The 11,979-nt window shown below is 41.4% G+C and carries 13 protein-coding genes and 1 pseudogene; 10 read left to right on the forward strand and 4 right to left on the reverse strand.

Features of this window, described 5'->3' with window-relative positions; translation table 11 throughout:
- Positions 1-98 precede the first annotated feature (98 nt).
- The 3 genes from CBF27_RS04530 to ybaK are packed head-to-tail and all read left to right on the forward strand — an operon-like array spanning position 99 to position 2,568.
- Positions 99-1,280 (forward strand): class I SAM-dependent rRNA methyltransferase, encoded by a 1,182-nt coding sequence (locus CBF27_RS04530; protein ID WP_126812811.1) that lies wholly within the window; start codon positions 99-101, stop codon positions 1,278-1,280.
- A gap of 27 nt (positions 1,281-1,307) precedes the next feature.
- On the forward strand, positions 1,308-2,081 hold the full coding sequence (aroD, locus tag CBF27_RS04535) for a type I 3-dehydroquinate dehydratase (protein WP_126812813.1): 774 nt from the start codon (positions 1,308-1,310) through the stop codon (positions 2,079-2,081).
- Entirely contained in the window at positions 2,074-2,568 is a 495-nt protein-coding gene (gene ybaK / locus CBF27_RS04540; protein ID WP_126812815.1) for a Cys-tRNA(Pro) deacylase, read from the forward strand. Before aroD ends, ybaK begins: the two co-directional genes overlap by 8 nt.
- 26 nt (positions 2,569-2,594) lie before the next feature.
- Here the strand turns inward: ybaK and CBF27_RS04545 are convergent, their stop codons facing one another.
- On the reverse strand, positions 2,595-3,866 hold the full coding sequence (locus CBF27_RS04545) for a BaiN/RdsA family NAD(P)/FAD-dependent oxidoreductase (protein ID WP_126812817.1): 1,272 nt from the start codon (positions 3,864-3,866) through the stop codon (positions 2,595-2,597).
- 125 nt (positions 3,867-3,991) lie between these two features.
- Here CBF27_RS04545 and gdhA point away from each other — a divergent pair, with 125 nt between their 5' ends.
- Positions 3,992-5,341: an NADP-specific glutamate dehydrogenase gene (gene gdhA, locus CBF27_RS04550; protein ID WP_126812819.1), complete on the forward strand. Its 1,350-nt coding sequence runs from the start codon at positions 3,992-3,994 to the stop codon at positions 5,339-5,341.
- Between the two features lie 234 nt (positions 5,342-5,575).
- A complete protein-coding gene (locus tag CBF27_RS04555) occupies positions 5,576-6,922 on the forward strand; it encodes a glucose-6-phosphate isomerase (protein ID WP_126812821.1) in 1,347 nt (448 codons plus the stop codon).
- Positions 6,923-7,143: 221 nt separating this feature from the next.
- On the opposite strand, the pseudogene CBF27_RS04560 reads toward CBF27_RS04555, so the two are convergent.
- The 3 genes and pseudogenes from CBF27_RS04560 to CBF27_RS14590 form a co-directional block, all read right to left on the reverse strand.
- Positions 7,144-7,641, reverse strand: a pseudogene (locus tag CBF27_RS04560) (DDE-type integrase/transposase/recombinase).
- Between the two features lie 32 nt (positions 7,642-7,673).
- Complete coding sequence (locus CBF27_RS14025) at positions 7,674-7,865, reverse strand: transposase domain-containing protein (RefSeq protein ID WP_148112277.1); 192 nt, start codon at positions 7,863-7,865, stop codon at positions 7,674-7,676.
- A gap of 159 nt (positions 7,866-8,024) precedes the next feature.
- Entirely contained in the window at positions 8,025-8,279 is a 255-nt protein-coding gene (locus tag CBF27_RS14590) for a helix-turn-helix transcriptional regulator (RefSeq protein ID WP_126812823.1), read from the reverse strand.
- A 432-nt stretch (positions 8,280-8,711) separates the two neighbouring features.
- On the opposite strand from CBF27_RS14590, the gene CBF27_RS14345 reads away from it, so the two are divergent.
- The 5 genes from CBF27_RS14345 to CBF27_RS14595 all read left to right on the forward strand — a co-directional run bounded on the left by CBF27_RS14345 (position 8,712) and on the right by CBF27_RS14595 (position 11,902).
- Positions 8,712-8,870, forward strand: a complete 159-nt coding sequence (locus CBF27_RS14345; RefSeq protein WP_245985951.1) for a hypothetical protein — start codon at positions 8,712-8,714, stop codon at positions 8,868-8,870.
- 709 nt (positions 8,871-9,579) lie between these two features.
- Entirely contained in the window at positions 9,580-10,395 is an 816-nt protein-coding gene (locus CBF27_RS04575; protein WP_170175004.1) for a hypothetical protein, read from the forward strand.
- Positions 10,388-11,041, forward strand: a complete 654-nt coding sequence (locus CBF27_RS04580; RefSeq protein WP_126812829.1) for an ABC transporter ATP-binding protein — start codon at positions 10,388-10,390, stop codon at positions 11,039-11,041. Before CBF27_RS04575 ends, CBF27_RS04580 begins: the two co-directional genes overlap by 8 nt.
- Before the next feature lie 214 nt (positions 11,042-11,255).
- On the forward strand, positions 11,256-11,549 hold the full coding sequence (locus CBF27_RS04585; RefSeq protein ID WP_126812831.1) for a transposase: 294 nt from the start codon (positions 11,256-11,258) through the stop codon (positions 11,547-11,549).
- Positions 11,546-11,902 (forward strand): IS3 family transposase, encoded by a 357-nt coding sequence (locus CBF27_RS14595; RefSeq protein WP_211334609.1) that lies wholly within the window; start codon positions 11,546-11,548, stop codon positions 11,900-11,902. Before CBF27_RS04585 ends, CBF27_RS14595 begins: the two co-directional genes overlap by 4 nt.
- Positions 11,903-11,979 lie beyond the last annotated feature (77 nt).

Genomic DNA, 11,979 nt, shown 5'->3' on the forward strand with positions numbered 1-11,979 from the left:
AAGTAATTCAGACTCAAGTCGTATAAAAAAGTTACCTAATAACAGGGAAAACTGATATAGTATGTAATAGATACTATAAAATAAAGTAGGTCACAATTATGAAGAAAGTGTTACTAAATGAAAAAAATATTAAGAAGTTTCAGCGCGGCTACCCGTTGATTCAAGAAATCGATTTGAAGAACCGGGCCGATTTAGAGCGAATCGGGGAGTGGCTGACGTTTTATTCGCAAGATAATCAGTACCTCGGAACAGGCTATCTTGGCAGACAAAATAAAGGTGTCGGCTGGATTATCACTCATGATCCCGACCGCAAAATCAATCAGTCTTTTTTTGCGCATCTTTTCCGTCAAGCGCTGGCCAAACGGCAACCTCTGTTTCATTCGGAGGAAACGACAGCTTTTCGAGTATTTAACGGTGAAGGCGACGGCTTGGGCGGTGTGACCGTCGATATCTACAACGGCTTTGCAGTTTTGTCTTGGTACAATGACAGTATTTATTATCACCAAAAAGTGATTTTAGCTGCACTGCTGGCAGAGCTGCCTGAGATTAGCGGTGTTTATGAAAAAATCCGCTTTGCGTCTCCTGATTTGCCGGAATCCCAGCTGATTTGGGGCGAGCCGGCTCCGGAGCCGCTGATTATCAGGGAAAATGGCATCCATTTTGCGACTTACCTCAACGACGGGCTGATGACCGGCATATTCCTCGACCAGCGAGATGTCCGCAACCTCTTGATTGACGGACTAGCAAGCGGACGTACCGTGTTGAATACATTCAGCTATACGGGGGCTTTTTCGGTTGCCGCCGCAATGGGCGGTGCCGCCGAAACGACCAGCGTCGATTTAGCCAAGCGCAGTTTGCCGAAAACGAGGGAACAGTTTTCAGTCAACGGCTTGGACCCGGATGACCACCGCATCATTGTCATGGACGTGTTCGAATTTTTCAACTATGCCGTGAGGAAGCAGTTGATGTATGATGTGGTTATTTTAGACCCGCCAAGCTTTTCCAGAAACCGGAAAAATACGTTTTCTGTGACAAAAAATTATAGTGAATTAACTGAGAATGCTGTAAAATTAATAACTAAAGACGGTGTCCTGATTGCATCGACGAATGCCGCCAACCTGCCGATGGAACGCTTCATGGTCATGGTGGAACAGGGGATCAGGAAGGCGCAGCGTTCCTACAAACAAATCGGCCGCCACCGTCTGCCGTTCGATTTCGCATTGTCGAAAGATTTCAAGGAAGGGAATTATTTAAAAGTACTCGTGTATCGGGTGCAGTAAATACAAAAAAGAATGTTGGTGGTTTAATTGAGAATAAGAAATTTGACAATCGGGAAACATCAGCCAAAAATTTGCGTGCCTGTGATGGGGTATACATTTCAAGATTTGTTCGATGAAGCATTCAACCTGCTGAACGTGGATTTTGACATGATTGAGTGGCGCGCAGATTACTTTAAATACATTCATGATTTGGAACTTGTGCAAAAAGGCGCCTGGGTGCTGAGGCGCGTGCTGGGCGACAAACCAATTCTGTTTACTTTTCGAACTGCCAAAGAAGGCGGAGTGCGCCGCCTTCATCCGGATTATTATTTCAAACTGAATCAAACACTCGCACAATCAGGTTTAATCGATGCCGTTGATTTGGAATTTTTTCAGGAAGAGGGCCTGTTGAAAGAAACGATTGAAACAGCCCATCTTCACGGCACCAAAGTCGTTCTGTCCAACCATGATTTTGAAAAAACACCGGCACAAGAGGACCTGCTGCAGCGTCTTACGGCAATGGCCTCATTAGGCGGGGACATCGGCAAAATTGCTGTGATGCCGCATTCATCCAGTGATGTCCTGACGATACTGAATACAACGGATGCCTATTACCACAAAGGGATCTCCATGCCGATTGTTGCGATAGGCATGGGAGAGTACGGTAAGGTCACCAGAGTTTCCGGGGAGTTATTCGGCTCGGTGTTGACATTTGCCGCGGCAGGCGAGAGTTCAGCACCAGGGCAATTATCAGTGGATGTACTGCGCGAAACTATGAAAACATTATCGTGTGAACAAAATTGGAGTGAGTCATTTGGCTAAAAAGAAACCGCACAAAACCAATGCACTGCGCATCCTCGAGCAGAAGAAAATCCCCTTTGAGATATCTGAATATGAGTGGACGGAACACCACACAGGCGCATTTGAAACAGCCGACACATTGGGGATTTCACCCCGACTGATTTTTAAAACGCTGGTCGCCGTCGGGAATAAAACCGGGCCGTTAGTGGCAGTCATTCCGGGAAGCGACACACTCGATTTAAAGAAACTGGCAAAAATCAGCGGCAACAAAAAAGTTGACATGCTGCCGCAAAAAGAGCTTGAACCGCTCACAGGCTATGTGCATGGCGGCTGTTCGCCGGTAGGGATGAAAAAACAGCTGGCCACCTTTTTTTCAGACAAAGCCCTGTCATTTGACAGCATATACGTTTCAGCCGGTAAGCGCGGCTTGCAAATGCGGGTTTCTCCGCAGCAACTGGCCCAAGCAGTCAATGGTACCTTTGCAGATGTTACTGTTGAAAAGACATAAAAAAACAGCCAGACAGGCTGTTTTTTTTATGTCCACTGCAAGTAACTGGCTGTTTCTGCGGCATGTTTTCCTGCGACAAAACCGGTCACAAAAGCTGCTGTGATGTTGTACCCGCCCGTATAGCCGTTGATATCAAGCAATTCACCAGCAAAAAACAAGCCGTCAACTAATCGGCTTTCCATCGTTTTGGGAGTGACTTCCGGCAAGTCAATGCCGCCTCCGGTCACAAAGGATTTTTCCAGCGGATATGTTTGATGAACCGGCAGGGGGAAATGTTTCACTAATTTAGCAAATGCCAACAATTTTTTTTCAGTCACCTGTTTAAAGGGCTCTTGCTGGCCGATGCCGGACACTTCAAGCAGAAACAACACGTATCGCTCAGGCAGAAACTGTTTCAACCCGTTTTTGACGGATTTATTGCCTTGACGAGTCTGTTCCATTTTTAATTGAGAGACAATCTCCGCCTCAGAGCTGTCCGGCATGGCATCTATTTCAACCAGTACTTCAGGCCGCCGGACGAGTTCTTGATTGACAAACATGCTGCACCTTAAAGCGGCAGGGCCAGAGAGTCCGAAGTGAGTGAACAGCACATCCATTCTGTGTGCCGCAATGCTCTTGCCTTTTTCATCCAAAACAGACAGTGTGACATCCTGTAAGGAGAGTCCTTGTAACGTTTTGTCGCGTATGAAGCCGGCATTGGATTTGAGCGGCGATTCTGTTGCATAGAGGCGTGTCACATGGTGGCCGCATTCTTTGGCAAGTTTATAGCCGTCACCAGTGGAACCTGTATAGCCGTAAGTCAGCCCGCCGGTTGTGAGAATGACACAGCGCGCTGCCAGCTGTTCGCCGTCAGCCAGCTCAACACCAGCAATAGCACCGTCTGTCACGATTAGATGGGCAACCGGACGTTGGTACAATGTCCTGACCCCAAGCTCTTTCAAACGGTTTAAAAGGCAGGTAACAATCGTTTTAGAGCTGTCGCTTACGGGAAACATCCGGCCGTGGTCTTCTTCCTTCAGGGAGACGCCGTTTTCTTCGAAGAAAGCCATGATATCGTAATTATCGAATTGAGAAAAAGCACTGTAAAGAAACGTGCCGTTTCCCGGTATGTGTTCGATGATATGTGCAGACGGGCGGTTGTTCGTGACATTGCAGCGGCCGCCGCCTGTCAACGTCAACTTACGTCCCATTTTTTTGTTTTTTTCAATAATGAGGGTCTTTGCACCAGACTGGGCAGCAGATATGGCTGCCATCATGCCGCTGGTTCCTCCCCCGACAACAATGACATCGTAAGTCATGTCATTCCTCCTCTATTCGATAAACTATCCTTAAAAAAAATGTTTAGAAAATTAGAAAAATTTGCTGTACACTTTCTGAAAGAATCTGTATACTATTAGCATCAAAAAATAAGGGTGTGGAAACAATGGTAAATGTAGAACAATATTTGGCCGACTTGTTGACAAAAGTGGAGGCCAAAAATAAAGGGCAAGATGAGTACCTCCAAGCAGTCCAGGAATTCATTCCCTCAATTGCCCCTTTCCTTGAAAAGAACCCGGTCTACGTGGAAAAAAACCTGCTGGACATCCTGTTATTGCCTGAAAGGTTAATTCAATTCAGAGTACCATGGATGGACGATGAAGGCAACTGGTGTGCCAACACAGGGTATAGGGTTCAATACAATTCTGCATTAGGACCATACAAAGGCGGATTGAGATTTCATCCGACCGTTAATCAAAGTATCATGAAGTTTCTGTCTTTTGAGCAAATTTTCAAAAACAGTTTGACCGGTCTTGCCATGGGTGGCGGCAAAGGCGGCAGTGATTTCGATCCAAAAGGAAAATCAGACGGCGAAATCATGAGATTTTGCCAAAGTTTCATGCTGGAGTTGCAAAAGCACATCGGCCCGGACGTTGATGTCCCGGCAGGGGATATCGGTGTGGGGGCACGGGAAATCGGCTATTTGTTTGGTGCCTACAAACGGTTGAACGGCTATGAATACGGCACGCTGACAGGCAAACCGCTTCCGCTGGGCGGAAGTTTGGCACGTACAGAAGCTACCGGTTACGGTTTGGTTTATTTCGTCAAACACCTGTTGGCAGACCAGAACGACACGCTGACAGGAAAGAAAATCGTGGCTTCCGGCAGCGGCAACGTAGCCATCTATGCCATCGAAAAAGCTCATCAGCTCGGTGCAACAGTGTATGCCTGCTCGGATTCTTCAGGTTACGTCTTTGATTCAGAAGGAATTGACGTAGAATTATTGAAAGAAATAAAAGAAGTGAGGCGTGCGCGCTTGAGTGAATATGCCGTCGCCAGAGAAAGTGCTGTTTACCGAGAAAATGCCAGTGTCTGGCAGATGCCGTTCGCCTATGATATCGCACTGCCATGTGCCACTCAAAATGAAATCGACGTGGTACAGGGAGAAATGCTGGTTGAAAACGGCGTTTCGATTGTGGCGGAAGGTGCGAATATGCCGACGACGATGGCTTGCGTTCATTTATTAAATGAGCATGGCATTGTGTACTGTCCCGGCAAAGCAGCAAACGCCGGCGGAGTAGCCGTATCAGGTTTGGAAATGGCACAAAATGCCCACCGCATCTCATGGTCATTTGAAAAAGTCGATCGTGAACTGGAGAAAATCATGAAAGATATTTATGAAAATTGCCGGGATACAGCGGAGACTTATTGTACGGCAGGGGACTTTTTGGCAGGCGCCAATATCGCTGGTTTTGAAAAAGTCGCGGATGCCATGATTCGTGAAGGTCTCGTGTAACGACTGAAACGCTGAAAAAAGATGACGTTTGGAAGCAGTTAATCACTGCTTCCAAACGTTTTTTTCATGTCAATTATCTGACCAGTCTGCTCCAAAAGCAGGTTAGCTGATGAAAATGTCACATAAATAGATGATTTTCTTTTTTGTTTTCATTAAAACTTGAAAAAATACCGAAAAAAAAGTAAAGTATAGATGTGAACGATAATTCAAAGTAAGTCTTTTAGGAGGATGAAAATGAGCCATATTAAGTTTGATTATTCTAAAGTGGATAAATTTATCGGCGAACATGAGCTGGGGTATATGCAAAATGAAGTCACAGCAGCCGACAAAGCATTACGCGAAGGAACTGGCGCAGGAAGTGATTATCTAGGGTGGATTGATTTACCTGTCAACTATGACAAAGAAGAATTTGCTCGTATCAAGCAGGCAGCTGCAAAAATTCAAAAAGATTCTGACGTGCTGGTGGTCATCGGTATTGGCGGTTCTTACCTTGGTGCCAAAGCAGCCATTGATTTTCTGAACCATTCTTTTTACAATCTGCTCGATAAAGAAGAACGAAACGCACCGCAAGTCTTTTTTGCGGGCAACAGCATCAGCTCGACTTATTTGGCTGATTTGATTCATATCATCGGCGACCGTGATTTCTCGGTGAATGTGATCTCTAAATCAGGGACAACTACTGAGCCGGCGATTGCTTTCCGCATCTTCAAAGAATTACTGGTAAATAAATACGGACAGGAAGAAGCCAACAAACGCATTTACGCAACAACTGACAAAGCCAAAGGCGCTGTTAAGACAGAAGCTGATGCTGAAGGTTGGGAAACGTTTGTGATTCCTGATGATGTCGGCGGACGTTTCTCTGTGTTGACTGCGGTTGGTCTTTTGCCGATTGCTGTGACAGGTGCTGACATTGATGAGCTGATGAGCGGTGCAGCTGCTGCGCGCGATGCGTACAGCCAGCCTGACTTGGCAACTAACGAAGCATATCAGTATGCCGCCTTGCGCAACATTTTGTACCGTAAAGGCAAAGTAACAGAACTGCTGATTAACTATGAACCGGGCCTGCAATATTTCTCAGAGTGGTGGAAGCAATTATTCGGCGAATCAGAAGGAAAAGACCAGAAAGGCATTTATCCTTCCAGCGCCAACTTCTCCACGGACTTGCATTCATTGGGGCAGTATATTCAGGAAGGCCAACGCAATATTTTTGAAACAGTCATTAAAGTTGATAAAGCAAGACACACACTGACGATTCCAAAAATGGCGCAAGACTTGGACGGCTTGGGTTATCTGGAAGAAAAAGAAATCGACTTTGTGAACACGAAAGCCTTCCAGGGCACTTTGCTGGCACACACAGACGGCGATGTACCAAATTTTGTGATTACTATTCCGGAAATGAATGCCTACACATTAGGCTATCTGATGTACTTCTTCGAGATTGCTGTCGGTATCTCCGGCTACTTGAATGCTGTCAATCCATTTGACCAGCCGGGCGTGGAAGCTTACAAGAAAAATATGTTTGCTCTATTAGGGAAACCAGGATTTGAAGAGTTGGCTGACGAGTTGAACAAACGTCTGTAAATCAACGTTAATCCAGTGTTTGGCATATTCGTGGTACTACATATATGTTTGCTTAAAACGAAATTTGGTACTACATTGTCTAAAATGAGGCATCTGAGATTTTTTCAGATGCCTTTTTCGTTTAGATAGGTTTCGTATTTTGCCATTGCGCGTTTTTTGATTTCAGGGGTTCTGTTGCAAAGTTTAGAAATGAGCAATACAGGTTTCATACTAGCTATATGTTAAGCAGGTATTCCTAATATCTTCATTTCTGTGCATACTGAAAAACCGAAGAGTACCCTCTTTTCGCTTCTTCTTATATAATCCTCAAATGGCTTCCATGCGTTTAATCGTCGTTGAGGCTGTTCGTAAGCTTCGATAGAATTTGTTTCGTCGCTTGATGGGACGGTGATCTTGTTCAATGAGGTTATTTCGGTATTTCACCGTGCGATGTTCTGTCCGCTGATAAAACCCGTGTTCCAGACTCCAGACATTTTTTGAAGGAACTGCCAATAGAAGGAGCTCTATCGGTAACTAAAACCCTTGGATCATCGAACTGTTTTACTAATCTCTTGAGAAAGGCGTAAGCTGCTTGTGTATCGCGCTTTTTACGCAACCATATATCCAAAGTGAGACCATCTGCATCGATCGCCCGATAAACTAAGATTGTACTGAAGATAGTAGCCTACAGCAACAATAATGACATCTTTCATAAATTGCTTGCCTTTAAAGTGATCCATCTTCGTTCCTCCTAGTCCATATTAAACTAAGTTTACCTTAAAATGACTCTGATGGGAAACTTTGCAACAGAACCATCCAATGTGTCAGCGGTCAGCACCTCGAGATTGGAAATGTGCTCAAACAGGAATGTCAAATACTTTCCTGGATCAAACTGGTTTGCTTTGGCCATCCGAATGATGCTCAAGAAGATACCCGTTTGAATACTGCAGACGACTAGAGCCACCTAAGCGGAGTTTAGAGCCATCAAATGCGGAGAAAGGAGCCGGTGAGGGCATGACAATAAGCCTCCATTTTTCACCGCATCTGAGGGCTCACTTCTCTACACTAATAGCTCTTTTAGCATGGAACACTCAAAAGGTTTGTAATTTTCAGAATATTCACTCTATTTTTTATAGATATCTTCAATACTTATGTTATAAAGTTTGCAAATCTCAATAAGATTATTTCCATCTGGTATGTTTTTGCTGTTTTCCCATCTGGAAACAGTTTGTCGTGACACTTTTAGAAATTCAGCAATATCACATTGTGAATAATTATGTTTTGTTCTCAATTTTTTTAAATTATCGCTAATCAATTTAATCAAGTCCTTCCGGGTGAATAGTAATGATGTAACATGATTGATGATTGTTTTTTTCATTGTAACAAAATAATATAAATTATATCAATAATTTTTTTTATACTACAGTTTTTTTTGCTACAGTACTATCTAATTTTGATAATCATTTTTCGTGTAATCATGTAGCTAGAATAACTATACAATAAAATGATGCTAATTCATTTTAAATTAAGAATATGATTCATACATTTATAAGAAAGGAGAAAATGTTAAAAATAGTTGTTATAGTAAAGAGTCATAGATATTAAAAAAATGTATATTAGCAATATACATGATGAGGAAATAGGATGAAAAAGAAAATTATTCTGTCGCTCGCTATACTTAGTATGTTTACATCGACTGTTTTATGCAGCAACTTACAAAAGCTCTAATGGTAGATCTTGGGTAAGGAACACAGAAAATTGGCATCAGCTATCTTACTTTGGAGAAACTTACGCTCAAAAAGGAAACAGAATGGCACAAATTACTTACTATCGCAGTGGAAAATATATTGCAGGAGCCTATGCTTATGTAGATTCATGGCGTAATGTTACAAGTGATTATGACAGTGTCACAGTTTGGGATTCTTTAAATTCATGGGCTCCCAAAACAACATTTTATTATAGTTTATAATAAAAAATAATTATTATCATCATTAAATAATTTATGATGGTAAGTGGTTCATATTGTTGCCATTTGCTTAGTGTAAAGGTAAAGTGTAGGGATTGGCGAAGGTAAATGAATAGATAAAAAACATCATAAAACCAATGCGTAACCATTCTTTTTGGGGAAGTTATGTAACTATAAATGCAAATCTCTGCACTTTTCTTTGAAAAATAAAAACATTGAGTGATTTAAAAAAGAAGGACTAAATGAGAGATAAAACAAGAACGACACATATATTATTAAATGTGTACACGATTTTGCTAACTGGATTATTTATGATTTTCAACAATCAGAGTAGATCAGTTATGTTTATAATAACCATGTTTTGTATCAATATCGCCGTTTTTTCAGTGACCATTATTGCTAACAAGAAGGAGATAAGAATTCATTATGTTGTTGGAAAGTCAAAAAAAAGACTAATAAAAGACAGTATCGTGTTAGACATTTCTTCCCAACTGGGAAGTTTATTAGTATTTGTCTCATCTACATGGTTAATACTTAAAACTCATGATATTGGTATATTTACTACTTTGACCATACTTATAGTCACTTTAAGTTCGTTCAAAGCGTTTATATTATATATATTACTAAGGAAAATAATATGAAAAAAATTAATTTACTGATAGTTAAAAAAAGATTTTTTTTATTCATCTTACTGTGTTTAACCACTTTTTTGATGAATTTGTACCTTTGGAATGAAACCAGTCAGATGATTAGACAGCTTCCGACTCTAATCGAATTGGAAAGTAAAGCATCTACAACTATTTATGAAATCAACTATACGCCTTATGCGGATGAAGATGGTCTGATTAAATCACACTCACGCGAAACAAAAAAAGCTGTTTATCACTTATTAGCGAATAATTTTTTTGATACCAATGATAATCCGAAAATGTACTTGAATAAACAGGAATTTCTGTCAAGTAGAAATGGGGGAAATGACAAATCGAAATTGACAGCTGTTACCAAGAGTATGCTGGAAGAGCAACTCTTGGCTGACGATATTGACACGATGTTTATGAATGACTTGCTGATTTTTGATGTTAAGCAGTCTACCTTAAAGAAGGTGGAAAAATCAGCAGCAAATTTGAATTTTTCAATCAATATCCGATCATTAAGAGAGAGATTTCAATCAGAAATCAAGTACTATGTAGGAAATTTCATTTTCGGCTTAGTGTTTTCCTTGATTTTCATGTCATTTGGTGCACTGATCATCTATTGGATCACGTCTTCCAGTTTAAAGATTTTTCAACAGGAAATCAAATTACTGCGAGTAGTCGGATTATCGACAAAAAAAATAATCAGTAATTTCAGATATGTGTTGGCAACTCCCATTGTATTTGCCAGTTGTGGGTTCGTAATATTTGCCTATTTAACAGGATTTGGCGTATTACTTGCCGACTATCTGTATCTGATTCTAATAAATACCAGTTTGGTCCTTTTTTCTAATTTGATTACCAAGAAAAAAATCTGGAGGATGCTGGATGCTTAAACTAACTCATCTTACAAAAACATATAAAGAAAAAAGAATATTCCAAAATGCCCGATTCGAAGCAGAGCTGGGTGAGATTGTTCTCCTCATGGGTAAATCTGGCATTGGAAAATCCACGTTGCTTGACATTATCGCAGGGATAAAACAATACGATTCAGGAGAATACTATTACCAAGAAACACAACTATTTCCAGAGAATGATGAACAAATGAGCCGATTTCGTAATCAGATGATTGGCTATATTTTACAGGATTTTGCCTTGATAGATGATTATACTGTCATGGAAAATATCATGCTGCCATCGCTATATAATTCCCAAATAAAAAAATCGACTGCAGAAAAGAGAGCAAGAGAGCTGGCGAACCGTTTTGATTTAAGTGATGTTCTTGCTGAAAAGGTCAGAAAAATTTCTGGTGGTCAAAAACAAAGAGCCGCTATCATCCGCAGTTTGATACTGGACCCACCAATCATTTTGGCCGATGAACCAACAACAAATTTAGACTCAGAAAACTTTGAACTGGTTATGCGGCTATTTAATCAATTAAAACAGGAAGGAAAAGTACTCATTATTGCCACACATGATGAACGAATACTTTCGATAGCGGATAAAGCTTATCATGTTGTTAATTATAAGATAATTGTTTAGCTAGAAAATAATAATATTCACTAGTGTCGAATTGGGTCTGTAAAGGATTTTATGTAAATTCTTTACAGACCCGAAATTCCTCTTAGATGGCTTTAATCGTCTGCAGTACTCATTCTCCTTGGTAAATGTCTGTCTAGGTCTACGTTCTGCCATGATGATTGGATGGGTTATACTTAAGTGGACAGAAAGATAAGCGAATTTGGGAGGGATAGACATGAAGAGAAGATCTTATTCAAAAGAGTTTAAACGTCAAGCCGTGTTACTCGTTCTAAATGAAGGCAACCCGCCACAAACAGTCGCTAAACAACTGGATGTCCATGTTAATTCCTTATACCGTTGGATAACTGAGTATGAAACGTACGGTGAACGGGCTTTTCCAGGAAAAGGCAGCAGAGAGTTTATCAGGCAGAATCAACTAAAACAGCTTCAGAAAGAAAACCAGGCACTGAAAGAAGAGCTAGAGATATTAAAAAAGTTCCGGGTCTTTCTCAAGAAAAGCCCAAGGTGATATTTTCCTTTATTCAAGAAAACAAGGAACAATTATCTGTTGTACGGGCTTGTAAGTACTTTAATGTATCAAGAGCTGGATATTATGTTTTTTGTCATAGAAAAACCACCGCACTTGAACTGGAAAATGAGTCCTTGTCTGCCTTACTTGTCGATTTATTTAAACAACACAAAGGCAGGTATGGCGCTAGAAGATTGACATTTATCTTGTGGAGAGACTATCAACTACGTGTCAGTAGAAGGCGGATCACCCGGCTGTGGTATGGCAACCCCTTTTTTGACAAAATTTATAAGGTGTCGTTCCTTTTATCATGTTATCCGATTGCCCTTGACAGCGAGCCTCCCCGTCTGTGAGTTTTCACGATCAGCTTCCCAGCTTTAAAAAGTCAGGATCGTTTCCGTGACGGTATCACAGACGGGCTCACTATCAA

This window comes from Vagococcus acidifermentans, from assembly GCF_003987655.1.
GTDB lineage: Bacteria > Bacillota > Bacilli > Lactobacillales > Vagococcaceae > Vagococcus_B > Vagococcus_B acidifermentans.